Genomic DNA, 24960 nt, shown 5'->3' on the forward strand with positions numbered 1-24960 from the left:
GCCGTAAGATCAGTCTTAGACGGCTGCGTCACTCATTATAGCACCCGTTACGGCGATACGATTGAGCAATCGACAGCACAATTTTGCGCCAATCCCGCACTTTTCATGCATGAGCATCACCGAATTGGTTGGCCGTTCCGCCCACCCTCACTATTTTGATATTCGACCGCAAAATAATCCTCTTTACACACTCAATCTGTTAATTTCTCCGCACTGGCGCGATAATCCGACGGTGTCAGCCCGGTCACTTTCTTAAACACGCGGCTAAAATAATTCGGGTCCTTATATCCGATCTCGAAGCAGATCTCCTTCAAGCTGAGCGATTCATTATCCATCAGCTTCTTCGCTTCATCAATCCTTAGTCTAGTTAAGTAATCGATGAACGACTCTCCGACATACTGCTTGAATACTTTGCTCAAGTAAAAAGGGTTCAGGTGTACGTGATCGGCTACCTCCTCCAGCGACAGCTCCTCCTTGAACCGCGATTCGATGTAATGCTTAGCACGGTCCAGTGCAGACACCGTCTGCTGCTCACGCATCTCGCGGCTTCGCCTTAACGCCGACAGCACATAATCGCTGGCGGCGGCTTCATTGGTTGCGCGGCTAGCCGTTGCGCCGCTGCTTGAGCGTACTTCTCCGCTGCTGCCAACGTCTTGCTCGCCGGTTCGGGATGACTCCGGTAGTGCGCTGGCCGCCGGCCTGCCTGCACGCTGCAGCTCGGCGAACAGACAAAGTCCGCCGTCGCTGCTGCAGCAGGAGGAGGCGAATACCGCCTCCACATAAGAACGGCGCATCCCTTCGACGCCTTGATGTACGCTGCCAACTCCGATGGCCGCAGGCAGGTGGAGCCGTTCTGCCGTCCAGCGGGACAGCCGCTGCGCGAACAAAACTGCTTCCGAGATGCGTTCCGTGTTCACTCCCCGGTCCGGATGCGGATCCATCTGCTGGGACTGTGAGAAGAAGACGGCCATATGCCGATCGATAATCGAGCTGATGAGGATGCCGCCCTGTGATTTCGCGAAGGCCCGTACCTCCTCATACAGCGTTCTGCGCTCGTGCGCATCCGTCGGTAAGCCGTTCCAAGCAGCAACGACCGCGCAGCCGGAATCGAGCGGGAAGCCGACCCAGTCCGCGAGCTGCTCCGCCTCCGTGCCGATGACTTGGTCGACCATGAACATAAGCGCCAGCTCGTTCTGCATAAGCGGCTCCAGCTCGTTCATCCGGTTCAGCAGCTCAAGCCGCTCACCGCGCTGCCGTTTCTCCTCCTCGAGCTCTTGAACAAGCTGACGCAGCAGCTCGGAGATTTGCTCGCGGCTTGCAGGCTTGACGATATATTGCTTAACACCTAGCTCGATCGCTTCTTGCGCGTAGGCGAAATAGTCGTAGGCGGTGACGAGCACCAGCTTCGTCTCCGGCATTCGAGAATGAATCTCTCGCAGCGCGTCCAGTCCTTGAATGCCAGGCATATGAATGTCCATGAAAATGATGTGAGGCCGCATCTCCTCGGCCACTTCCAGCGCTCTGCGTCCGTTGTCTGCAAATAGCAGCTCGAAAGTATCCGGCATCGTACGCTTTATGATCCATTCCAGTCCTTCGCGTTCTAGCGCCTCGTCATCAGCGATCAATAGTCGGTACATCGGGCTTATTCTCCTTTAGGGTATTATGTTCCGATTCATGCCCTGGATGTGATGGCAGCGGCTTTGACGGCAGAGTGAGCGTCATGCGTGTCCCTTGCCCGATTGCGCTGTCGATCTTAACCAGTCCGGTCGTGCCATAGAAGAGCTCTAGCCTGCGGAAGACGTTGTGCATACCTATACCGGCCGATTTGGTGCGCCGTTCCGTTTCATTCGGCGGCTTTCCATTAAGCAGCTCTTGCCGAGCATGCTCGGTCATTCCTTTGCCATTGTCGGTGACGGCAATTCGAACCGATCCGTCTTCCTCACGTTTAATATTCAGCGTGATGATCGCGCCGTGCTCCATCTGCTCTACCCCGTGAACGAATGCGTTCTCGACGATGGGTTGAAGCGTTAGTGGGGGGAGGGGGGCGGATAGCGCGTTTGAATCGATGTTGCGCTCGAATGTAATTCGTTCCCGGAATCGCGCTTGCTGAATCGTCATATACGCCTCCACATGTCTAAGCTCCTCGCGTAAGGTTACTGGCCGATCAAGACGGCTCAAATTGTAACGGATCATCGAAGACAGTGAGACGATAAGATCACTTGTACGTTCGGCTCCTTCGAGCAGCGCCAGCTTGGAAAGTGCATTCAAGGAATTGAATAAAAAATGCGGCTGGATTTGACTTTGCAGCGACCGCAGCTCAAGCTCGTTCAGCAGCCGCCGCTGCTCGCTTTGCTCCTGCTCCAGCTTGGCTCTTTCCCGCAGTCCGCCGAGCATGCGGCGGAACGCATTGGTTATCGCGCCAAGCTCATCGCGTCTTTCGAGCTGCGGCGGCTCTGCATCCAGATCGCCTTGCGCGATGAGGCCAGCAGACTTGACGAGCGCATCGACCGGACGGGTAATGCTTCGAGAAATCCATAGAGCAAGAACGGCAGCGAGCAGCGTCTCCGTCACGAATACGGCGGCGCCGAGCCGGCTCATGGTTTCATTCTCCTGCTGAATACGGCGGAACACGGGGCGATCGGCTTGAAGCTCTGCCTCGACGAGCCGACTGCCTTCCTCGCGAATGAACTGTGTGGTCGTTTCCGCCTGCTCATAGATGCGAAGAGACTCAGTGGTCGAGGAAGAGTTAATCGCCATCTGCGACTGCTCGATCAGTGTCTCCAGCATACTTGTATAATCAATGGAGGATACAGTACTGTTAATAACCAGCAATGAATCATGCAGGTCGCTTAGCTGTTGCTCCATTGAACGTACGGCCTCAATTGATGCAGCGGTCGGATTGTCCAGATGGACGTACAGCGTGTTCAGCAGGGAATCTGCAGACTGAGCCGCTTGGTTATATAACAGCAGTTGCTCCATCATGCCGTCATAGCTGCGCTGCACGACATTGGCACTTCGATATATTAAAAATGTCGTTGAGCCGACCACAATGACGAGCAGCGGAATGAACAGCAGCAGCTTCGTGCGTATCGTCATGGGCACTCCGGCAAGCCGAGCGAATTTACGGTCATGAGTGAAGTTTCGGTGTAATGCTCGCCCGTTGCTGCTCGTGCTTGCGTGCTTTCGCTAGACGATGCTCTATGCCGCAGCTGCAGCTGGTTCACCGCTTCGAAGCCCATTTCGTAAGGCCGTTGAACGATCGTGCCGCGAAGTGTGCACTGGGCTATCGCTTCCCGGGTCTCGGGTAAGTCGTCGAATGCGTACATGACGATTTCCGGCGATTGAATAGAGGTGGAACCTTCGATTGAGCCTGCGGCCTGCTCCGTTAGCTCCATATGTTCCTTGACGGCTTCCGCCATACCAGAGCCGTCAAGCGCGCTGAAGCCTACGATTGCATCGATATTCGGATGCTTGCTCAGCATATCGGTCGTCTGTTCGAGCGCCCGAAGCCGTGAATTGCCTGTCGTGCGAATATCGACGATGTGCAGCAGCGGATATTGATCCGTCACGTCGCGCAGGCCAGCAAGCCGCAGCTGTTGGTTAATGGAATTGCTGCCGATCAGGACGCCCACCTCTCCGACACCGCCCGTATCCGCAGCGATTAGCTTGCCCATCTGCTGCCCGACTTTGCGGTTGTCGGTTCCAACATAGGCCTCGCGCTTGCTGTTCGGTTCATCGGCATCGACCGTTACGACGCCGATACCGCTTTGTACCGCATGGTCAATCAGCGTCTGATAATTCGGTTCATTCAATCCTTGGACAATGACAGCATCACTCTTGGCGGCTATCGCTTTGGCGAGCAGGCGCGATTGCTCGCTGGCATCGAAGCGGCTCGGCCCTGTATATTCAAGCGTTATTCCAAGCTGCTTGGCCGCATCGCTAGCACCGAGTTTAACCTCCTGCCAGAATGGGTTGTCCACCTCTTGAGCGATCAAGGTGACGCGGTATGCGTTACTGGGGGGCTCCGCGCCCGTTAATGAATGGGCAAGCTCCCGCGTTCGGAGAGCGGAAGCATAGAAAGCGGACAGCACCGCTGCGAAGATAATGAACAGGGCGATTAGCCCGATCGTTGCAGTTTTGTTTGACATGGTGTAGACGAGCTCCTTATACCGGTTGACAGCATGGATGTATGCTGGTGATTATCATTTTTTATTATGGGACTTTCTTAGTGTGACAATCAACCTTTGAAGCATGAAACCGTAACACAATATATTGATGAACTAATTCGAGTACTTTTATATTGAAATATATGGATAATAGACAATAGTCCCCCTATAATGAATATAGAAGTAAGGGGGGCGGCGAACGATGGATAGGCCGACGGATCAAAGAGAGGAATCGCTCGTGTTCAGAACGGTTCCGGTACAGCAACAATTGGCATCATACGGCGGGATAATAGATGCGAATGCGTTAAGCCGGGAGACGGACGTTTTGATCAGCTTCTTACGAAGATTTGCCGCATTTGTGATCGATAGAATCGTTATAGCAGGGATAATAGCAGGCGGGTTGATGCTTCTTGTTCCCAGTGGACAGAGCTCATTCGTATATTGGGCTGCGGGTTTGGGTGGATATGTGCTGGCGGGCTTTTTATATTTCTGGTTGTATGAAGCGCGATCCGGAGCGACGGTCGGCAAGTGGATGCTGCGTATACGTGTAGTGAACCGAGAAGGAAGGCCGCTTGGATGGAAGGGGTCGTTCATTCGGAATGTAATCCGCATAGCGGAATTTAGTCCGTTCATGCTTAGCGGTCTTGCAGCGGGCATTCTAGTCTTGGCCTTGCCAAGCAAGCAGAGGCTGGGCGATATGGCAGCGGATGCTTATGTGCTGCCGCAGCGCACTCTTGGACCGTTAATTGTACGTAAGTCTGGTATTGTGAAGACGCTGTTCATTGCGTTGTTTATAGCCGGCGTGACGGGGGTGGCAGGTGGAATAACGATGGCCGGCCAATGGTTTCAATCCTTGTGGGACGGTCAGACATTCCAGACAGCAGACGGTCGGTATGAGATCACCGTCCCCGCCCATTGGGATAAAGATGGGGACATTGAGGCAGGATTATTCATCAACAGTTATATTTCGAATGCCTATATTTACATCGAGGGGGCTAGCGACGAGGAGCAGAACGAATTTCCGACGCTTATTGAATATGCGAGCTATGTGGGAAGCTGGATTACCTTTCATTACTCGGCTGTTTATGATGACTATGAGCCTGAGGCAATAGAGCTGAACGGCAACTCCGCTTACCGGTATATGATGCATGCGGTGAATGAGGAGGGGACCATGCAATCCTACACCGTTACGATTACAGGAGATGAAGAGCGATATTATTTTATTGTGGCTGCACTTTACGATGTATATGAAGAGTTCGAAAGTATAGAAGAATTTCGCCGACAGCATCGTAACGAATTGAACAAGCTTGATCGATGGGTCGGTTCTTTCAGAAGAGTGCTTCGTACAGTCACGATATAAAGGCAAAAGCCGGCAGCGCGATCGGTTGCTCGTTCGCGGCCGGCTTTTCCTGTCTAGTTGTCCTTCAGCTGCACATTCGTTAAATCGGCTCCGTTCCGCAGCTCGCGTAAGCTGTAACCGAATGTGATCTGCAGATGTGGATAATCCGGGAATGACTCCCAGTCACCGCCCCATTCGAAGCCAAGCGATTTGGCAATGGAGACGACCTCCATCCAATCGGATTTATCGTTTCCGTTCAGATCGGCTTCCATATCCCAGATGGCGGAGCCGTTGTCGGTTAGCAGTGCGAAGTCGACCGCCAGTCCGAAATTATGATACGACTGTCCGCCCTTAGCGTTGGTGACGATAGCGCCTTCGTCTTCGCGTCCTTGGCGGTACAGCGCATCCTGCTCGGCTGCACTACGGAAGCCGTCGGTGATCAGAATACGGATACCGATCTCCTCCGTAAGTTGTTTTAAACGTTCCACTTGACTGCTGACGATGGGGTGCAGATCGGCTGAGGGAATTTCCCGCTGCTTCGGCTCCGTTACGCTGGTCAGACGGTTGAGCGCAAGCGCACCGATAAAAGCAATCAAGACAAGTAATGGAACGAGCAACAAGCGGCTCCGCCGCCTGCGGTATAAAGAACGCCGGGTGTATGATGCTGCCGGCAGCGAATTCGGATTTACACGCAAAGCTCAAACTCCTTCTTCCATGTATGATGTCATGTAGGTAACTATTATTATATCGTTCTAATACTAAGAAATACTTAATTCATTGCTGAAGAAAACTTAAGACTTATAGATTCTAATGCAAAAAGGCCGAGCATTGGTTTATACCTGCCAAACCTGCTCAGCCATTGTTGAAAAGCTGCGGCCTACAATAGACCAGCGTGCTGAAGACCTTGGCGGATGCCGCCCTCATCGACGTGCGCTGTAACGTAGTCCGCGTGCGGTAGAAGCTCCGGATGCGAATTACCCATTGCGATGCCGAGACCGACAACGCCAAGCATTTCTTTGTCATTCAAGCCGTCTCCGAAAGCAGCGGCTTCCTCCGGCGCAATGCCCAGATGTTGAAGCATCGCCTCAATGCCGAGCGCCTTGGAGCCGCCCTCTGACAGTACGTCCATCGCCGTCTTGTGCCAGCGGACAAGCCGCAGTCCTGGAAGCTTACCGTCGTAGAGCTCCTCTTCATGGGCCTCGCAATGAAGGAATGCTTGGTAGATGTTCGTTTTTTTCCAGTATTCCGGGTCGTGGCCTGGCAGCTCGATCCGAAGCGAGTTAACCGAATCCAGCATATGTGGGTGTGAGTCCGTATCAGCGTAATAGCTCTCGCCGCCTTCGAATACGAGCGGATGACCGTGTTGGCCGGCTTGAGCGACCAGTGTCTCCAGATGCTCGCGCGGAATCGGCCGCTCGAACAGCACACTCCCCTTATGGACGACGTATGCGCCGTTCAGGCTGACATATGAATCGATGCCGAGCAGCTCGCTAATTGGTTTGAAAAAATAAGGAGCGCGACCTGTCGCGATCGCAATCTCAACGCCAGTGCTCTTCAGCTCGCGAATGGCGTCGATCGTGTCCTGCGGTATCTGCTTTTCTTCGTTTACCAGCGTGCCGTCAATGTCGAAGAATACGATTTTATAGCTCATGCTGATTCTCCATTCCCTAGTATTTCTCTTCTTACTAGCTTATATACGGCCTATCATACTATGGATGACTGCTCGCGTCGAGCGTCTGATGTATAAGAGTGCGGTGCTTCGGACAGTCTAACGTCTGCATAAGGAGGCGATACACGGTGACGAATACGAATACCGGCGACACGGGACAATTTGTGAATGAAGTAAAGGCGCAGCAGCACAGACAGGAAAAAAATAAACAGCGCTTCGGCAAAGGCACACCGTCCCAATCGCTGCCGACGAAGCAGCATGCGAATAATCCATAGACCATCATGAAAGAGGCGGTGCAGAAAGTCCGGGATAATGAACGGACTTCTGCACCGCCTTTTTTCAATGTGTAAAGATTTATCTCTAAGATCTCTCCATGCCAATTATCCCTATCACAAGCTAAGCGGGTTGAATAGAATAGCTAGAAAGATAGCGATAGGAGGCGATCCAAAGGTGGATGCCGCGAGCCCTTGGATTGTTCACGAGTTGGAGCAGGTGTCGCTCGGAACGAATATGATGATATGGTTTGCAAATTCGGGGTTTATTCTCGTTAAATACCATGGGCTGCGAGGAAATACAGCATTGTTCGGAGTCGGGTCAAGTATTTTGCGGGTAAACGTGTCTGAGATTAAAGCGATTTTGATTTGATGGGGGAAACAGCTGTGCGCAAGCGAAAATATCCATCTGTTGGTGCGAAGGCCTCTCAGTTAAGGCCGGTACCTGCCGCGGTTCATCTTACCGTGAGGCAGTCGAGCCTGCTGCTTAACTATATGAATTATCATCCCCAATACGCTGAGCAGTTTACCGCTTCGATTCGCGCGGGGAACGTCCGTCAAATGGCCAAATTGTTAAGGAGGATCGGAGTGAGGCCGCGGCTGATTACACAGCGATTGCCGTAATGCTGTTAACAGGAATACGAAACAAGGTGTCGCCTTGGAAAAGCGCGATGCTGCTATTATCGATTAATCCCTGATAATACAGGTAGTAATAGTCACTAGAATTATTGAACCACACATAGACGGGCGTACCCACTCCTAGTTGACTGAGCTGGCTCGCCATTCCATCGTATTGTGTAATTTTGACCATCAAGATCACTCCTTGAAGCTGAAGATGGTATAATTTATGTGGTTACAGGCGGAATGTGATAGAGTGTCAGCCTATTTACTAGATTTTAGCCAATAATGGTTGGTTGATTATAATAGAGCCATAATGGCGAGATAGAAGACCGTTCAGTGCAGATAACATTATAGATACTTAAAAACGGATGGGTAGAGAATCTCTCTACTCATCCGTTTTTGGTTCGCTTTACGGCTCGATGCCCCATTGCAGCTGACCGGACAGGTAGCCGGTCATTTTCGTCCAATCGGCGTAGGAGGAGCCTGTCGAATTGAACGAGTAATCGTTGGTTTGCGTATAGTTCGTCCAGTCAGTGCGGGAGATGCGAATGAGCACATCGGCAGAAGCGCCCGGCGCCAGGGAGCCTGCGCCGCTGGTGAAACCGATCTCGAAATACGTGTCGGCTCCTGTCTTCGGCGTAGCCATCGTGACGAAGCTGCCGGTGACGTTCGAGCTGTCCACATGCGACCAGTCGCACCAGAACGCCTGCGTCTTGTTCGCATCAGCCGTATAATAGTAGCGGAGCTTCACATCGGACAACTGAAGAGCCGTCGTACCTGTATTTATAATTTTGATACGAGGAGCAATCGTGTTGTTGGATTCAGAGGTCGTGCCATTGTACATTTGAATCTTGAAGCTGCCGTTAACCGGCGGATTGGTTGTCGTCGTATCGACAATGGATATGGAGAGCACCGGATCGATGCCCGCGCTGAAGTCGAATGTTAGGCTTGCCATACCGACGGCAAGGCTTGCTAGATAGCTTTTCTTAATCGTCACGGTAGAGCCGCTCACGGTATAATCTGTACCGGATATGAGCGATGCAGAACCATTCTTAATGCCGGACAGCGTGTTGCCGTTCAGCGCTAGCGTAACGCCGATGTCGGCTTGATTCGCCGTGTTTTTATCGAAAGTGGCGATCGTCGGTGTGATGGTTGAGTTATTGACCGGTGGTGTAGTGCCGCTAGGGTCGCCATATAGGATGCCGCGTCCGTTCGTTCCCAGATAGACCCGTCCATAGGTGCGTTGGTCGCCAGTAATAGCGATGTTCGTTACACCGTATTGATGCTGGTCGTCGTTAATACGAACCCATGAAGCGCCCGCGTCGTCCGAACGGAAAATGCCGCGGACGTTATCGATCTTAGCGGAGGTATACACGGCTGGATAGGTCTGGCCAGGCGCCGCTTTGCCGAAGCCGACAACGTCCGCCTCCTGAACGTTCGACAGCTTCGTGAACGAAGCGCCTCCGTCCGTCGAATGCCACAGGCCGTATACCGTCGTGTCGCTGCCGCCTGCAATCCAGAGGTCCCCCTCAATGCCGAACACCGTTCTTAAGTCACCCGTGCTCGGTAAGCCCGTTGCCGCAGTCTGCGTGAACGAAGCGCCGCCGTTCGTAGAGACATACAGCTTGCCATTGGCGAGGGCATAGAACTTGTTCTTGTTGACGCGGTCGGATGCGACCTTTGCACCCGCAGGCACGCCCGTGCTTGCCGTCCATGAGTTGCCGCCGACGGAATAATAGACGCCGATGTCGGACGTGCTCCATACGATTTGGCTGCCGTCCGCTGCGACCGCAATGTCGCCGCCGCCCAGCGTCCCGGCCGGCTGACTTGGGTTAAACCAGTTGCTGCCGCCATCGTACGAGAAGGCGATGGAAGGGGTCGAAGCATTGTTTGCTGTGCCGACTCGTGCTACGAAGTTCGGACTCGATTCCGCAAAGTCGAGGCTCACGGTTGTGTCCGGTCCTTTGAAAATTTTGGCTGGGGCCGTCGTCAGATCGTTATGCCGGAAGCCCGAGACGTCGCCGATAGCGCTGAGAAGCAGAGCGCCGGAAGGAGGGCTGGCAAGATCGAATACGGCCATTTCCTCCAAATTTTTGGCCATGACGGTAATGTTCACTTTCTTCGAGGTACCCCAATCGAGCAGGTTGTTCGTGCCGTAGATCGTCGCGCCTGTGCCGTACATCATCCGATTCGGATTGAACGGGTCGATCTCCAGATCACCGATCATCCAGCCGAGCTTCAGTGCCGGCTCTGGAGGCTGAGGATTCGATCCGAAATCGAGCCAAGGAGCAGCCGAAATGTCCTGCGTATAGAGAAGGTTTCGATCCGGATAGCCGTTCCACGACCAGATGCTCGACCATGTCGCGCCGCCGTCGGTCGAACGATAGATGTTCGCATCCGGCCACCACGAGTTCAACGTTGCGACCATAATGGTGTCTGGATTCGTCCGGTCGACCGCAAGCCCGCCGTATCCGAAATAGTTGTCTCCACTCGTGCTCGGAACGGGGCTGATATTGGTCCAGACTCCGGTTGTCGTATTGAGCTTGTAGACGTCGCCTTTCACCCCGTCGTAAGGGCCGCTGCTATCATTGTAGGTAATGTAGAGATGGCCGTTCGATATTTCACCGTGATGAGGGATGAAGCCAGTCGGCTGTCCCGGAACGGCTGACCAGGTTGCGCCGCCGTCCGTACTGCGGTAGATGCTTTCTTGCTTGTCGGCAACGCCTACATAGATCGTCTGCGTCGCGCTGCCTGGCGTGCCGGTCGACTTGTCGAACGTAATCCAGGCGATGCCCATAATATCTGCTGTGTAAGAATTAGACGGATCTTGGACATAATTCCCGACGTTCGGGAAGTTCGTCACTTGGCTCCACGTTACGCCGTAGTCGGTACTTCTCCAAAGTCCGTTGCCGCTGCGGGCACCGAAATAGAGGATGCTGTTCTTATTAGGGTCAATTGCAAGCCGTTCGCCCATTGAGCGCCCCGGCATGTTGCCTCCAATATGGAATGGGAGCTGGGTGCTCTGCCACGTGTTTCCACGGTCCGAAGAACGCATAATGTAGCCATGATTCGGGTCCCATCCGTTCGTATACATGCCTGCTGCAATGTAGACGCGGTCTGGGTCAATAGGATCGGTCGCCAGTGCATCGACGCCGTTCTTGCCCCAGTCGGTCCAGCCAACGCTGTCGAGCAGCGGAATCCAGCTGTTGTCGGATGGATTCCATCGGTAGGCGCCGCCAATATCAGTCCGGGCGTAGATCAGATCTTTTTCCTTCTCATTAAAAATAATACCTGGCACGAAGCCGCCGCCTGCGCCCGTGTTCACGTTCTTCCACGTATAAGGCGCGCTCGGAGCTGCGCTTGCTGTTGGAGCGACGATGGACAGCGATGTGCCGATTAATACCGTCGCAAGCAGCGAGCTGCACCATCTGGTCAGCCTGTTACGAGTCATAATAGTACCTCCAATCCAAAAAATCAAGATTTCGAAAACGTTTTCGATTTTGTGTAAAAATTCGTATTCATGTCGAATCAAGCAACCTCGTTCATGCGAGGGTGCTTATAGCCGTCAGAAATTCACCCCCTGCCAAATGAATGCGTTTACATATTAGCATGCTGATTAGCACCTGACTATACACTAACGATACTTATTTCATTGTCATATTGTGACCAGTTTCAGCTCCATTTCGCATATAAAGACGAACAAGGTAGGCGGATAACAAGCATGTTGTTCTCCGCCTGACCTTCTATTGTGAGGGGCTTATTGGGCCTTCTCCGATTGCTGCAGGTCTGGCTGCGAGGATACGGTTGTCTGTGCAGGTTGATTAATGAACGATTGGACGTCGAGGAACGGTGTGGCGCCGCCTGTTACAGAAGGGAGTCGGCCGTCCCATTTTTCAAGCGCCTTCTCCTGTACCTCAATCTGCTTGAGCTGTACGAGCTCAGGCGTGACCTCTTGCTTCTTCAGCTTGAGCGCTTCCGCCTCCGCCTCGGCTTGAGCGATCTTCTGCTTCGCTTCGATCTGGATACGCTTAAGGTCGTTCTCCGCTTTCAGCGCCTGCTGCTGGGCGACCTGCTTCGCTTCAATGGATTGATTGAACGCGTCGCTGAATTTGAAATTGACGATGTTAATTTCTTTTACGAGCAGGTCGTATTTGGCGAGACGCTGCGTCAACAGAGTGCTGATTTCATTGGCGACGACGTCGCGTTTGGAAATCAATTCCTCGGCCGGATAGCGGGCGGTTACTTCCTTCACAATCTCTTGGACGGCGGGACTAATAATCACGCTGTCGTAATTGGCGCCGACGTTGTTCATCAGATTGAATGCAGAAGCTTTGTTGACAGAAAAGTTGACTGCAACGTGAGTCGAGACGGGCTGCAGGTCCTTGGAGGATGCGGTGGAGTCGGTCTCGGCTTTGGTCACCTGCGTGTTCACTTGAATGACGGTTTGGATGAATGGAATTTTCAGATGGATGCCGGGCTCAAGCACGCTGTCGTTCAGCTTACCGAATGTTTTATACAGACCAACGTGACCGTATTGAACCGTGGCGAAGCTGTTAAAGCCGATCAACAGAAGGAGCAGAATGCCGACGATACCGATTGTCAGTTTCCATGAAGCTGTGCGTCGTCTCGGATTCGGGTTCATATCAGAGTGGATATTCATGTACAGGCCTCCTTGGATCGTAATAAATAATTACTATACCTAGGAATACGTAGAAATTGAGGGATAGTTGCAAAGGAAGAGGTTCGGTCTAATCGTATGTCACGAATCGAGAACTATACCCGAATTTTGCGTAGAGCTCATATTTATTATTTTTGTTGTGACTGTTCAGCATGAAGCACATTCATTTTATAAATTGTCACAAGATTTAGATAATTACGTTTACAGCTGTCGGGGGACATTGCTAGAATCAACTCAGCTTAAATGAGGAATGCGGCTAAGAGAAAAGCATATGAGTAGAAGTAGTCGAGGGGGGAGACCGATGAAATTAGGAAACAACCGCAGTCGAGGGATTATAATGGGCGCCGCCTTGCTGCTGCTTGTGTTAACGATTGGCGGCTGCAGCTCGAAAGATCAGGACGGTGAGCAGGGAGATAAAACTTACATAATTGCAACAGATGCATCATACGCCCCGATGGAGCTGATGGATAAAGACAAGATTGTCGGCTTTGATATTGATCTTCTAGCTGCGGTTATGAAGGAAGCAGGCTTGTCTTACAAGGTGGTTAATGTTGGCTGGGACGCATTGATGAACAGTCTGCTTGACGGCGGCGGTGGAGAATATGATGCGGCGATTTCGGCAGTTTCAATCACTTCAGAACGAGAGCAGTCGTATGATTTCTCGGCTCCGTATTTTGAATCGACGAATATGATCCTGACGAAGGAAGGCAGCGGCATCAAGAGTGCGGCCGATCTTGTCGGCAAAAAGGTGGCTGTCCAGGGCGCGACGACTGCCGATACGCTTATGAGCGGCATTATGGGGCAATCCAGCACAGATCTAAAGCGGTTCGATAGTAATGTGCTTGCCCTGCTTGAACTGGACAACAACGGTGTCGACGCGGTTGTGGCTGATATCGCCGTCGTCGGCGAGTATGTTCGTAACAACCCAGATAAGCATTACGAGGGCATCGTTGACCGGACTCATTTTGCCTCGGAGTTTTATGGCATTCTGCTGCCGACCGGCAGTGAATTGAAGGCGAAGCTCGATCCAGCGATTAAGAAGGTAATTGCAAGCGATGAGTACGCGGCTATCTATGAAAAATGGCTTGGCGATAAGCCGGACATCACGCCGCTCTTGAAGGCAGAATAACTGGATCAGGCATGCGCATGCGCCGGAGCAAACCGCGGGAGCGCATGCCTATTGCTATTGCTGCGCGGAGGAACGTTATCGGGGTGAGCGCATCGGGAGTGAAGGGAGTGATCCGATTAATGGACTTTCGATTCGATATCGTATGGGATTACGCTCCGCTCTTAGCCCGCGGGCTGCTGCTGACCGTATCGGTGTCCGCGGCGTCGATCGTAATTGGTCTCATTCTCGGGCTAGTAGTCGGCTTCGGAAAAATGTCTCGGCGGCCCTATTGGAGTTGGCCGATGAATGGGTATATTCACTTTTTTCGCGGAACGCCGCTTTACGTGCAAATTCTTATTGTCCATTTTGGACTCGTGCCTCTCGTCCTTGGTCGTTCGGATGCGGTTATCGCGGCTGTAACGGCGCTGTCGCTCAATTCTGCTGCATACACGGCGGAAATCTATCGGGCCGGTATTCAGTCGATTGACCGCGGTCAGCGGGAGGCGGCGATATCGCTCGGCCTTACGTCATGGCAGACGATGCGGTATATCGTTTTGCCGCAGGCGGTGAAGCGAATGGTTCCGGCATTCGGCAATGAATTTATCGTGCTGGTGAAGGACTCCTCGCTCGTCGCTTTAATTGCCGCTCCGGAGATCATGTATTGGAGTAATGCAATGCGCGGGCAGTATATGCGCGTATGGGAGCCATATTTGACGGCGGCGCTGCTTTATTTGGTGCTCACCTATGCACTGAATAAGCTGCTGGTGTATGTGGAGAGGAGGCTGTAAGAAGATGGTGATACCGGGGGCATCGAGCTCTGTCAAGCCGACGGCGATGGTGGAATTAAAGGGCGTATACAAAGCGTTCGGCAAATCGACGGTGCTGATCGATATTAATCTCCGCGTCATGCCAGGGGAAGTCATTGTGCTTATCGGTCCATCAGGCTCTGGGAAGTCGACGCTGCTCCGCTGCATGAATGCGCTTGAAATACCGGAGAAGGGTGAGGTGTACATTGACGGCAAAGCGTTGACAGGGACTCAAGCGACGTCGGATTCCTCCTCAAGTGTGCCGCTTCACCGCATGCGCGTGGAGATCGGAATGGTATTTCAACAGTTTAATTTATTTCCCCATATGAATGTGATCGACAATATAACGCTTGCTCCGATTCGGGCTCGCGGATTATCCCGTGAGCAAGCGATAAGCAAAGGGATGGAGCTGCTCCGTAAGGTCGGACTTGAGGCCAAAGCGAATGCGATGCCATCGGCGCTGTCGGGCGGGCAAATGCAGCGCGTTGCCATTGCAAGGGCACTTGCGATGGAGCCGAAGCTGATGCTGTTCGACGAGCCGACGTCGGCGCTTGATCCAGAGATGGTCGGAGAGGTGCTTAACGTCATGAACGAGCTGGCGGAGGAAGGGATGACGATGGTCGTCGTAACGCATGAGATCGGCTTTGCGCGGGAGGTCGGCGACCGAATCTTGTTTATGGAGCAGGGACGCATCATAGAGGAAGGCACTCCCTCTGAGCTGCTCGAAGCTCCCCGCGAGGAGCGGACGAGAAGCTTTTTGTCGAAAGTGCTGTAATGCTGTTAGAACGAAAGGGACAACTCTCCCAACCGAGCAAGCGCAACTGGTGTGACCCAAACAGTGCTGCACCAGCGCAGTTACATATCTCGGTTTTATTGTATGCGCGTGCAGAAGCTGTACAAGAGATGGGTTATCATGTTCGTACACAGCCTCTAGAATTGGTTTTCTCACATAGTCTCAGCTCTCAGCAAAATGAAACAAGCAAGTTAGTCAGAGAATGTCGAGGCTTGTCTATTTCCGAGGAAATAATCGATCCTTCGCAAAGGTTGTGCGAACGGAAGGCTATTGAGACGGAATTTCCCGAATGCTTGAACCTAAGCCGCAGTCCGTAACCAAGAGGTACTTTGTAAGATGCCATTCCTGCAAAGATGAACAACTGTAAAGTTGAAACCGTTCTATTGATTGCGTCATGTATTGTGACATACCCTTTCGTTATTCCAAAGAAGAATCTAGCGAATCTTCAACAGAATTGATACTTAATCGCTATTGATTGTTCGTTCGGGGTGGAGTACAGTAGTACATATGTCACTTTTTCTAACACTCTATTCAGATAAGATTCGAATTTACATAATTTCGCTACTATATGTCATATATATTTACATATCTTGCACGACCGTTTGAGTGCGGTCTTGGGAGCTGGAGGGAACGGAATGACGAAGCACAAGCTGGTTTTGATCGGCAATGGGATGGCGGGCGTTCGCTGTGTGGAAGAGATATTAAATCTTCATCCGGATATGTTTGACGTCACCATATTCGGCTCTGAGCCGCATCCGAACTATAACCGGATTATGCTGTCAAAGGTGCTGCAGGGTGATACGCCGATTTCTGAAATTACGATAAATGATTGGCAATGGTATAAAGATCGGAACATTACGCTTTATACAGGTGAGACGGTAACTTACATTGATACGGTCAATCGCGTTGTTCATACCGATCAAGGGCGGCGGACGAATTACGATAAGCTTATTATTGCTACCGGATCATTGCCGTTTATGCTGCCGCTGCCGGGAATTGATAAGCCTGGGGTTACGGCATTCCGCGATATGAAGGATTGTAAGACGATGATCGAAGCCAGCCGTGAATATAAGCGTGCAGCGGTCATCGGCGGAGGATTGCTTGGACTCGAAGCGGCGCGCGGACTGCTGAATCTCGGAATGGAGGAAGTGCATGTCGTTCATAATACGAGCTATCTAATGAACCGTCAGCTGGATGCGCGGGCGGCCGATTTGCTGAAGCTGGAGCTGGAGAAGCAAGGCATGAAATTCTTGTTGGGCAAAAAGACAGAGCGCATTCTTGGCCGCAAGCGAGTTGAAGGCCTTCAGTTCAGCGACGGCACGAAGTGTGCCGTCGATCTGGTCGTTATCGCCGTCGGCATCAGGCCGAACGTTAAGCTGGCCGCTGATTCTGGCATTGAAGTGAATCGGGCGATCGTCGTTAACGACCGAATGGAAACGAGCGTGCCTGGCATCTATGCGGTCGGGGAATGCGCGGAGCATCGCGGAATTGTATATGGTCTTGTTGCGCCGCTTTATGAACAAGGCAAGGTGCTTGCACGCGCGATATGCGGCATGGATACCGAAGGTTACAAAGGCTCGGTTCTGTATTCCCAATTGAAAGTTTCTGGCGTGGATGTATTTTCAGTTGGAGATATAGACGATTCGGAGCTGTCCACGATGGTGCAGACATATGACGGTATTCGTGGCACATACCGTAAGATCGGCATCCGCAACAACAAAATCGTCGGCGCCGTTCTGTTCGGCGACAGCTCGGATAGCAACAAGCTGCTCAGCTATGTGAAGCAAGGAGCTGACGTATCGGTGCTGGAGGCAGACGCTTCCTCTTCGGGCCGTCCCGCTGGAGGCGGTGACGTTGAATATGTATGCTCGTTGTCGGATGCGGAGACGATCTGTTCTTGTAACGGTGTTAACAAAGGAACGATTGTTGGGGCCATTAAGGATAACAGCTTGGAAACGTTCGAGCAGGTGCGCGAATGTACACGCGCTGCAAGCTCGTGCGGAGGCTGCAAGCCGCTCGTTGCTGCGATTCTGGAGGCGGTGCAGCAAAGCGGAGGCGAGGATGAGGAACTGAAGATTCCGGCATGCGGCTGTACGGAGCTGAGCCGTGAGGAGCTCAAGGAGGCGGTGATGGCAGGGCAATATGGCGCTGTGTCTGAGGCGATGACGGCGCTTGGTTGGCGCACGCCGGATGGCTGCGGCGTCTGCCGCCCGGCTATCCGCTACTATATCGGCATTTCGACAAGCTTTACAGCAAGCGAGCCCGTATCATCCCCAGCATCAGCTCAGCCTTCTTATACGCCGCTTGCGAACGGCACCTATGCGGTTCAGCCTCGCTTGTATGGCGGTTTGATGACAGCGGCTCAGCTGCGCCGAATTGCTGATGCAATCGAGTGCTATGACGTACCGCTCGCGAAGCTGAGCGGCGAAGGCCGGCTGGAGCTGCTTGGGCTGTCAGCCGAGAGTGCGTCAGGCGTTGCTAGCGCACTCGGCATGACCGATGCGCAAGCATCATACGGCCATCCAGTAACAGCAGTCGTTACTTGTGGCGGCAAAGCTTACGAGCGCGGCGCGTTCCGTGAATCTGTCTCGGTAGGCGCTGCATTGGAATGCCGACTGGAGAGATTGCAGCTGCCTTCAGCCGTAAGCATAGGTGTCTCGGCTAGTCCGCTGCACCGGGCAGGTACGCTTATTCGGGATGTCGGACTTGTTGGCACGCCAAGCGGCTGGGAGCTGTATGCTGGAGGCAGTGCCGGTCCTGAGGTGAAGGAGGCGAAGCTGCTGTTCACTGAACCGGACAATACGGCTGCGATATCTGCCGTCTCCGCGTTGCTGCAGCTATTCGCGGAAGAAGCCTATTATGGTGAGATGGTATGGCAATGGCTGGAGAGGAACGGAGTTGTAGCCGTGCGTGAGAAGCTGCTTGATCTGCGAAGCCGCCGTATGCTCCTTGCTCGAACGGCTGTGTCTATGCAGGTGGAGGAACCGGCTTATGCACATACCGATCCTGTTTCCAATTACGATCCTAGCCTTGTAACCAGCAGCAATGATAATTTGATGGGGCAGTATACGGCCGTTGTGAGGTGAATGAACGATGAGAGAATATACACCGATCGATCAGCAGTCTTGCGAAGCTGCCGCAGCGGAGCTGGTCATGGAGACGCAGTGTCCGTTCTGCAGTGTACAGTGCAAGATGAAGTTGACGGAAAAGGTTATAGCGGCATCCGCTCAGATTGGATCAAATAGAGTTACTCCGGACGTCCAATACGAAGTTGAGCCTAAACCAAACAAGGCGTCGGAAGGACGTCTGTGCGTCAAAGGAATGAATGCGTATCAGCATGCAGTTAGTGAGGACAGAATTCTTCATCCGCTTGCGAAGCGCAATGGGAAATTCGAGCGTATAACGTGGGAGGAAGCGAACGCGATAATTGCCGAGCGCTTTCAATCGATTGTAAAGCGTCATGGCCGCGATGCTATTGGCTTGTACGGCGGAGGGTCATTGACGAACGAAACGTCTTATTTGCTTGGCAAATTCGCACGCGTGGCGCTGCGCACCAAATATATTGATTACAATGGCAGGTTCTGTATGTCGGCTGCCGCATCCGCAGGCAATAAAACGTTTGGCATCGACCGCGGGCTGACGAACCCGCTGTCAGATATACCGCTAGCAAAATGCATCATCCTTGCAGGCACGAACATTGCCGAATGCCAGCCGACTTTGACGCCTTACTTCACGAAGGCCAAGGAGAACGGGGCATATATCATCGTGATTGATCCGCGCGAGACCGCGACCTCGAAGCTGGCAGATTTACACTTAAAGGTGAAGCCTGGCATGGATGCAGCGCTCGTGAATGGGATGCTGCGGACGATATTCGACGAAGGGATGGTCGATGAAGCCTTCGTTCGTGCTCGAACCAAAGGATACGAGGCGCTTCGCGCGCATATAGGAGCACAGTCTCTGGAGGAAATCGCATTGCTAACAGGTGTGCCGCAAGACTCGATCCGTCGTGCGGCAGCCGCTTTCGGCCGCGCAGAGACCGGAATGGTATTTACGGCAAGAGGTGTCGAGCAGCAGACGGACGGTTATATGGCGGTACGTAATTTCATTAATCTTGTCCTTCTGACTGGGAAAATCGGCAAGCCAGGCTGCGGCTACGGTGCTGTTACAGGGCAGGGCAATGGACAAGGCGGCCGTGAGCACGGTCAGAAGGCTGATCAGCTGCCGGGTTACCGTCTGATCGAGAACGAAGAGCATCGCAAGTACATCGCTGGAGTCTGGGGGATTGATCCCAAGGAGCTGCCTGGCAAAGGCGTATCCGCGTATGAGATGATGGAGAAGGTGTACGACGGAGAAATCAAAGCGCTGCTTGTCATGGGCTCGAATCCAGTCGTCTCGAATCCGAATGCCAATTTGGTTGAAGCGGCAATGGAGCGGCTCGAATTTCTCGTTGTTGCGGATATGTTCATGTCCGAGACCGCACGCTCAGCCGATCTTATTCTGCCCGTGACGGCTTATTTGGAGAATGCGGGGACGCTTACGAATCTTGAGGGACGTGTACTTCTGCGCGAGGCCGATCGCCCAGCTCCCGGAGAAGCAAGACATGATTGGCGAATATTATGCGATATTGCCGAGGCGATCGGACGGGGAGACTACTTCCGGTTCTCCGACGTTGAGCAAATATTCGAAGAGCTGCGTCTGGCCAGTCGAGGCGGGATCGCTGATTATTACGGGATTACGTATGATCGTCTGCGCCGGGAGGAAGGGGTATACTGGCCTTGTCCGTCTGAGGACAGTCAAGGAGTTAGCCGGATGTTCTCGGATACCTTCGCGCATAGCGATGGTCTAGCCGAGATCGTCGTCGTCGATAACCATTTCCCTGACGAACGGACGGATGCTGATTACCCGATCTACTTGACGACAGGCCGGGTCCTCAGTCACTACCTGACTGGCGTCCAGACACGGCGCAGCCATACGCTTGCATCGCGTGACGTTGAGTCCTTCGTTGAGCTGCACCCGAATGCGGCTAGAAGGTTTGGCGTAGCAGACGGCCGGCTTGCCGTGCTGACCTCAAGACGGGGCGAAATCGTCGTGCGCTGCCGTGTAACCCGGACGATTCGAGAGGACACGGTATTTGTGCCTATGCATTGGGGAGACGTTCAGAACGTAAATAAAATAACGAATCAAGCGCTCGACCCGACCTGCCGGATGCCTGGCTTCAAAGTATGTGCTGTTCATATTCGACCGCTTCTCGCGAACGACGCGCAATTCGCCTAGCTGTATAAATTATAAGCGTAGATTGAAGGGACTAAGACTGTACCGTCGAATGACTTGAGCCGACGGACGGTCTTTTTTTTACTTAAAATGTGTTTTTAATGTGAACGGCAGTAAATCTACTGAATTAATTGGCCTAAGCAGCCGATGAAAATTTATAGGACTTCGTACTCAGTTTTGTTCGTGATCATAGAAATGGTATTTCGCGTTGTTACGGCAGTATTCTCAGCATTCGACAGCGTAGAAGGGGAATAAAATGAACAATTCAATCCGTGTATTCAAGTCTTTATGGGCTTGTATACTTTTTATATTTATAGGTCTTACAGCCTACTTGTCATATTTGTTTCCAATTCATTTGTCTTTCGGCATTACATTCTCGATCGGCGCGGCGCTGCTGCTTCTCGCCGCATCGTGGTTCGGCTGGCGTGCTGGTGCGCTGCTGCTCATTGTGGTGCATGGTTTGCTGCTGATCTTTGTTCAGCCTCTCGCAGAGCTGTGGCCGCATACATTAGAGGTGTTCCTCATTCTTGCGCTCGCATCCCGTTGGCCGAATATCGGTCTAATCGGAGGGGGAGTCCTATACTGGCTGCTAGTCGGAATTCCGCTTTATTGTGCAACGAATGCAGAAGGCGGGTTATTTAGTCAAGAATCGTTGTTCTTTGTGTATATGATGGCTTCCGGCGGGTTATGCAACGTGCTGGTCGCGGAGATGATTACGAGTTACTTGTCGCCCGGGATATTTAAGCAAGGGCGAGTGCTGAGCAATCGACCGCTTCGCCTGTCGCGGGCACTCATTCATGTTACACTATCCGCCATGATTGGCTTATCCGTTGTGTTCATTATCAGCGGCGGTCAAAGCTTTCAACATACGATTGTTCGAGAAATTAATAATAAAGCGGATATAGCTAGCCTGTCGGTTCAGAGTGCCGTCAATCTCATGTCCCCTGATGATCAGAGGGGGATACGGTTGAACGGTTATTTGGAGCAAGTGACGTTCAAGCAGCTTCTTAACAATGTTCTGGCAGCTGATTCCTATGAAGCGGTTCTTGTTCTTAAAGGTGGCGAGCCTCTGCTTCATACTTCCGTTGGAACGAGGCCCATGCCGCAATGGCTTGAGGTCAGCAATTGGCAGGAGTATTTTTCCGAGCGTAAAATGTGGAGTCCAACCATTGGTAATGGGATGGAGCGGAACGGGACGCAGTGGAAGCAGATGTCTTTTATTTTTCCAATCCATTTAAAGTCGTTCGATTTGTATGTTCGGCTCCCTCTCGATACATACCGCAATGAGGTATACAGTGTGTACAATGCACAAATGAGGAGCTGCTTGTACGTAACGGCTATCGTAGCCATGTTCGCGTTGTTAATTTATCGTTTCTTCGGTTCAGGAATTCGCAGATTGGCCGTTGTATCGGAGGGGATACCAGATAAGGTGAAGGCTGGCATCGCACCAGAGTGGCCGCATTCCAAGCTGGAGGAAATTAACTCGCTGGTCGACAACTTCCGTGTCGTTACTGAGAAGCTCAGCTCGATGCTTATGGAATCCCGTGAGCAAGCGTATTTTGATCCGCTTACTGGACTTCCGAATAGACGCCATTTCAACGAGCAATTGCAGAATACGCTTAATAATGCGCAGCAGGACCAGGACGTGCATGTTGTCTTCATCGATCTCGATCGCTTCAAGCACATTAATGACACACTTGGACATGCGGTAGGTGATATTCTTCTTCAACAAGTGGCGTATAGGCTGACGCGCATGGTGGATGGCCGCGCTTTCATCGCCCGCCTTGGCGGCGACGAATTTGTCCTTATCTCGGTATGCGGACGCGCGGTTATTCGGGACATTTCGGAAGAGCTGCTGAGCAGTATGGAGCTTCCGTTCCAGATCGGCGATGAAGAATTGTATGTTACGCTTAGTATGGGGATCAGCTCCTCGACGATTAGTGGCGAAGAGGCGGAGACGATCGTCAAAAATGCGGACTTCGCGATGTACGAGGCTAAAGGCGCCGGAGGCAGTGATTACCGATTTTATTCGCCGCCCGCTACCGATCCATCGAAGCAGATGCGTTTGGAGTTCGAGCTGCGTAAAGCAGTAGAGCGGCAGCAGCTGCAGCTGTATTATATGCCGATCTATGATAAAGACGAGGAGAAGCTTGTCTCGATTGAGGCGCTGCTCCGCTGGTTTCATCCAGAATTCGGTTTTGTCTCGCCTGCAAGCTTTATTCCGATTGCCGAAAGCTGCGGCTTGTTGAAGCCAATCGGGGAGTGGGTAGCTGCAGAGGCTTGCCGCCAGCTTAAGGAATGGCTCGACCAAGGCTATGAGCCGGCGCCGGTAGCTCTAAATTTGTCACCGACTCAGATTCAGCAATACGGCATTGTTAGCTTTATCGAGAAGCTGCTCGCGGACACAGGGACGCCGCCGTCGCTGCTTGAGGTCGAAATTACAGAGGAAGTGTTCGCGAAGCAGCCGGAGCGGGTCATTACTGAACTGCATAGGTTGAAGCGGCAAGGAATTAAAGTGTGGATTGACGATTTCGGTACGGGCTACTCGTCGCTTGGGATGCTGAATCGGCTTCCGGTGGACGGCTTTAAGATTGATCGTACATTCGTGAAGGGGCTTCACGAGGATTCCGACAAGCTGTCGATTATAGAGACGATGATGCTGTTGTCCAAATCACGCAACTGGCTTGTCGTTGCAGAAGGGGTCGAAACCATCAATGAAGCACAAGAGCTAAGCGCAATCGGCTGTAGATTGCAGCAAGGCTATTATTATGGACAAGCGATGCCAGCGTCCGAGATTGCCGGATGGTTCAAACCGAAATCGAACGCGACAGTTATAACGGAGGAGGGCTCGGCGTAATGCGAACAAGATGGATAGCACCAGCGCTGTTGTCGCTTTTTCTCCTATTGCAGGGCTGTAATACTGGGGAAGTGTTAGAGGACAGCCAGCCGATCTATGATCAAGAAGTGTCGGAAGGGAAAGAGGTTATCCCAACGATTCGAATTTTGACCTCCTACGATCATGAGGATTTTATCCCAGATCAGTTCCGGAGAGAAAAGAATGTAAATCTCGAATGGCAGCGTATGCTCAACGGCTCGGTGGACGAAATACTTGCTGCGCTCGACAGCGACAATCCGCCCGATCTTATTGAGTTCGATTATAACCTCATTCCGGATCTGATGAACTATGATACCTTTGAGGATTTGTCTCTGCCGCCTTATAATGCGCTCCGTGTGGCGGCTGATTATTTTCCTAAATTAAATATGGATCGGTTCCGGTCATTGGACGGCACGAAGCTTGTGTTTATGCCTCATATTTTACAAGCGGCGGTTACATTCTATCGGGCGGATCTAATGAAACAGTATGGCTATCCGGATGATCCGAAGGAGCTAGGCGAATATTTGGAAAGCCCGGAACGCTGGATGGCGATGGCTAAAGATCTGGCTTCGCAGGGTAAACGAATTATGCAGTGGTCGACGGATTCTTTGCTCCCTTATTCGTTGACGACCGGCTTTTTTAATCCGGACGGCTCATATGCCCGAAACGGTGACAATTTTATTAAAGCGCTCGATATGGTCAAAGAAGCAGATGCCTTGAAGCTGCCGCTTGAAGGCTCCATATGGGACGGATTTGGGAAATCAGCTCTCCAGAACGGTGAACTGATGCTGTTCATTAACGGCGAGTGGGCTGATAACCAGCTTCGTCAATGGGCGCCGGAGACGGCTGATCAATGGCGCAAGACAAGGCTGCCGTTCAACCAATATGGCATTATGAACGGATACATTTGCGCAATACCTAAACAAAGCAAGAACAAAGAAGCTGCATGGCGCTACTTGGAGTTTCAACTGAGCCGGGAAGCCGGATATAATCAATACCTTGAAATGTCGAAGTGGTACGATAAGCTGCCATCGATACGGCTGACTCCACTCGATACGGCAGCCAAATCAATATGGGAGGAAGAAATAAGCTGGCGCTACAAGACAGGCGAGTCCTCGGAGAGCATCTTATCATCGAGTGAAGCGAAGCTGAAAGGTCAGCTTGCTGATCGGCTAGAGCTGCTGTCACCATTTTTTCAGTTCACATCTGAAGCTGGAGCCGACACGGAGGTAACATCCGATTCTTAAACTGCTGAATAAATAGCGAGAGTAAGCTTCGCACTGCTAATAAACATCCATTTACATCATTAAACATTCCGACTACACTAGTAGCTGTTATAGATACAGAGATTATAGATATAGA

At 52.2% G+C, this 24960-nt stretch carries 19 protein-coding genes; 11 read left to right on the forward strand and 8 right to left on the reverse strand.

Annotated features, from left to right (window positions below; all coding sequences use genetic code 11):
* Positions 1 to 191: 191 nt before the first annotated feature.
* The 3 genes from PXY01_RS14110 to PXY01_RS14120 are packed head-to-tail and all read right to left on the reverse strand — an operon-like array spanning position 192 to position 4148.
* Positions 192 to 1637, reverse strand: coding sequence for an AraC family transcriptional regulator (locus PXY01_RS14110; RefSeq protein ID WP_127570656.1), 1446 nt, complete (start codon positions 1635 to 1637; stop codon positions 192 to 194).
* Positions 1615 to 3096: a sensor histidine kinase gene (locus tag PXY01_RS14115; RefSeq protein ID WP_127570657.1), complete on the reverse strand. Its 1482-nt coding sequence runs from the start codon at positions 3094 to 3096 to the stop codon at positions 1615 to 1617. Before PXY01_RS14115 ends, PXY01_RS14110 begins: the two co-directional genes overlap by 23 nt.
* Positions 3093 to 4148, reverse strand: a complete 1056-nt coding sequence (locus PXY01_RS14120; RefSeq protein WP_127570658.1) for a substrate-binding domain-containing protein — start codon at positions 4146 to 4148, stop codon at positions 3093 to 3095. Before PXY01_RS14120 ends, PXY01_RS14115 begins: the two co-directional genes overlap by 4 nt.
* Before the next feature lie 220 nt (positions 4149 to 4368).
* Between PXY01_RS14120 and PXY01_RS14125 the strand changes: the two genes are divergently transcribed.
* Complete coding sequence (locus PXY01_RS14125; protein WP_127570659.1) at positions 4369 to 5526, forward strand: RDD family protein; 1158 nt, start codon at positions 4369 to 4371, stop codon at positions 5524 to 5526.
* A gap of 53 nt (positions 5527 to 5579) precedes the next feature.
* Here PXY01_RS14125 and PXY01_RS14130 read toward each other — a convergent pair whose 3' ends face one another.
* Entirely contained in the window at positions 5580 to 6200 is a 621-nt protein-coding gene (locus PXY01_RS14130) for a M15 family metallopeptidase (RefSeq protein ID WP_281277885.1), read from the reverse strand.
* Positions 6201 to 6382: 182 nt separating this feature from the next.
* A complete protein-coding gene (locus PXY01_RS14135; protein ID WP_127570660.1) occupies positions 6383 to 7156 on the reverse strand; it encodes a Cof-type HAD-IIB family hydrolase in 774 nt (257 codons plus the stop codon).
* Positions 7157 to 7302: 146 nt separating this feature from the next.
* Here PXY01_RS14135 and PXY01_RS14140 point away from each other — a divergent pair, with 146 nt between their 5' ends.
* From PXY01_RS14140 to PXY01_RS14150, 3 genes are all read left to right on the forward strand, one after another.
* A complete protein-coding gene (locus PXY01_RS14140; RefSeq protein ID WP_127570661.1) occupies positions 7303 to 7449 on the forward strand; it encodes a DUF4023 family protein in 147 nt (48 codons plus the stop codon).
* A 175-nt stretch (positions 7450 to 7624) separates the two neighbouring features.
* Positions 7625 to 7819, forward strand: coding sequence for a hypothetical protein (locus tag PXY01_RS14145; protein WP_127570662.1), 195 nt, complete (start codon positions 7625 to 7627; stop codon positions 7817 to 7819).
* Positions 7820 to 7833: 14 nt separating this feature from the next.
* Positions 7834 to 8070, forward strand: a complete 237-nt coding sequence (locus PXY01_RS14150; protein WP_127570663.1) for a hypothetical protein — start codon at positions 7834 to 7836, stop codon at positions 8068 to 8070.
* On the opposite strand, the gene PXY01_RS14155 is transcribed toward PXY01_RS14150, so the two are convergent.
* From PXY01_RS14155 to PXY01_RS14165, 3 genes are all read right to left on the reverse strand, one after another.
* On the reverse strand, positions 8051 to 8257 hold the full coding sequence (locus PXY01_RS14155; RefSeq protein WP_127570664.1) for a hypothetical protein: 207 nt from the start codon (positions 8255 to 8257) through the stop codon (positions 8051 to 8053). The two genes, PXY01_RS14150 and PXY01_RS14155, sit on opposite strands and share 20 nt — an antisense overlap.
* Positions 8258 to 8476: 219 nt before the next feature.
* Complete coding sequence (locus PXY01_RS14160; RefSeq protein WP_127570665.1) at positions 8477 to 11518, reverse strand: cellulose binding domain-containing protein; 3042 nt, start codon at positions 11516 to 11518, stop codon at positions 8477 to 8479.
* A gap of 306 nt (positions 11519 to 11824) precedes the next feature.
* Positions 11825 to 12727, reverse strand: coding sequence for a prohibitin family protein (locus tag PXY01_RS14165; protein ID WP_127570666.1), 903 nt, complete (start codon positions 12725 to 12727; stop codon positions 11825 to 11827).
* A gap of 319 nt (positions 12728 to 13046) precedes the next feature.
* Here PXY01_RS14165 and PXY01_RS14170 point away from each other — a divergent pair, with 319 nt between their 5' ends.
* From PXY01_RS14170 to PXY01_RS14200, 7 genes are all read left to right on the forward strand, one after another.
* Positions 13047 to 13874, forward strand: coding sequence for a basic amino acid ABC transporter substrate-binding protein (locus PXY01_RS14170; RefSeq protein ID WP_127570667.1), 828 nt, complete (start codon positions 13047 to 13049; stop codon positions 13872 to 13874).
* Between the two features lie 119 nt (positions 13875 to 13993).
* Positions 13994 to 14641 carry an amino acid ABC transporter permease gene (locus PXY01_RS14175; protein WP_127570736.1) on the forward strand — a complete coding sequence of 216 codons (648 nt, stop codon included), beginning with the start codon at positions 13994 to 13996 and terminating at the stop codon, positions 14639 to 14641.
* A 46-nt stretch (positions 14642 to 14687) separates the two neighbouring features.
* Positions 14688 to 15434 (forward strand): amino acid ABC transporter ATP-binding protein, encoded by a 747-nt coding sequence (locus PXY01_RS14180; RefSeq protein ID WP_127570737.1) that lies wholly within the window; start codon positions 14688 to 14690, stop codon positions 15432 to 15434.
* 653 nt (positions 15435 to 16087) lie between these two features.
* Positions 16088 to 18538, forward strand: a complete 2451-nt coding sequence (gene nirB, locus PXY01_RS14185) for a nitrite reductase large subunit NirB (RefSeq protein WP_127570668.1) — start codon at positions 16088 to 16090, stop codon at positions 18536 to 18538.
* Between the two features lie 7 nt (positions 18539 to 18545).
* Complete coding sequence (nasC, locus tag PXY01_RS14190; RefSeq protein ID WP_127570669.1) at positions 18546 to 20726, forward strand: assimilatory nitrate reductase catalytic subunit NasC; 2181 nt, start codon at positions 18546 to 18548, stop codon at positions 20724 to 20726.
* A gap of 253 nt (positions 20727 to 20979) precedes the next feature.
* Positions 20980 to 23580, forward strand: a complete 2601-nt coding sequence (locus PXY01_RS14195) for a putative bifunctional diguanylate cyclase/phosphodiesterase (protein WP_127570670.1) — start codon at positions 20980 to 20982, stop codon at positions 23578 to 23580.
* On the forward strand, positions 23580 to 24845 hold the full coding sequence (locus tag PXY01_RS14200) for an ABC transporter substrate-binding protein (RefSeq protein ID WP_164744428.1): 1266 nt from the start codon (positions 23580 to 23582) through the stop codon (positions 24843 to 24845). The genes PXY01_RS14195 and PXY01_RS14200 overlap by 1 nt, the downstream gene beginning before the upstream one ends.
* Positions 24846 to 24960: the final 115 nt, after the last annotated feature.

This window comes from Paenibacillus xylaniclasticus (assembly GCF_004001065.1).
Taxonomy (GTDB): Bacteria; Bacillota; Bacilli; order Paenibacillales; family Paenibacillaceae; genus Paenibacillus_T; species Paenibacillus_T xylaniclasticus.

What these genes read in the sequence shown, in the direction of transcription:
- PXY01_RS14120 (WP_127570658.1), bottom strand. Translation starts at nt 4,148, where the DNA reads ATGTCAAACAAAACTGCAACGATCGGGCTAATCGCCCTGTTCATTATC.
- PXY01_RS14135 (WP_127570660.1), bottom strand. Translation starts at nt 7,156, where the DNA reads ATGAGCTATAAAATCGTATTCTTCGACATTGACGGCACGCTGGTAAAC.
- PXY01_RS14125 (WP_127570659.1), top strand. Translation starts at nt 4,369, where the DNA reads ATGGATAGGCCGACGGATCAAAGAGAGGAATCGCTCGTGTTCAGAACG.
- PXY01_RS14155 (WP_127570664.1), bottom strand. Translation starts at nt 8,257, where the DNA reads ATGGTCAAAATTACACAATACGATGGAATGGCGAGCCAGCTCAGTCAA.
- PXY01_RS14200 (WP_164744428.1), top strand. Translation starts at nt 23,580, where the DNA reads ATGCGAACAAGATGGATAGCACCAGCGCTGTTGTCGCTTTTTCTCCTA.
- nirB (WP_127570668.1), top strand. Translation starts at nt 16,088, where the DNA reads ATGACGAAGCACAAGCTGGTTTTGATCGGCAATGGGATGGCGGGCGTT.
- nasC (WP_127570669.1), top strand. Translation starts at nt 18,546, where the DNA reads ATGAGAGAATATACACCGATCGATCAGCAGTCTTGCGAAGCTGCCGCA.
- PXY01_RS14115 (WP_127570657.1), bottom strand. Translation starts at nt 3,096, where the DNA reads ATGACGATACGCACGAAGCTGCTGCTGTTCATTCCGCTGCTCGTCATT.
- PXY01_RS14160 (WP_127570665.1), bottom strand. Translation starts at nt 11,518, where the DNA reads ATGACTCGTAACAGGCTGACCAGATGGTGCAGCTCGCTGCTTGCGACG.
- PXY01_RS14165 (WP_127570666.1), bottom strand. Translation starts at nt 12,727, where the DNA reads ATGAATATCCACTCTGATATGAACCCGAATCCGAGACGACGCACAGCT.
- PXY01_RS14175 (WP_127570736.1), top strand. Translation starts at nt 13,994, where the DNA reads ATGGACTTTCGATTCGATATCGTATGGGATTACGCTCCGCTCTTAGCC.
- PXY01_RS14195 (WP_127570670.1), top strand. Translation starts at nt 20,980, where the DNA reads ATGAACAATTCAATCCGTGTATTCAAGTCTTTATGGGCTTGTATACTT.
- PXY01_RS14110 (WP_127570656.1), bottom strand. Translation starts at nt 1,637, where the DNA reads ATGTACCGACTATTGATCGCTGATGACGAGGCGCTAGAACGCGAAGGA.
- PXY01_RS14170 (WP_127570667.1), top strand. Translation starts at nt 13,047, where the DNA reads ATGAAATTAGGAAACAACCGCAGTCGAGGGATTATAATGGGCGCCGCC.
- PXY01_RS14180 (WP_127570737.1), top strand. Translation starts at nt 14,688, where the DNA reads ATGGTGGAATTAAAGGGCGTATACAAAGCGTTCGGCAAATCGACGGTG.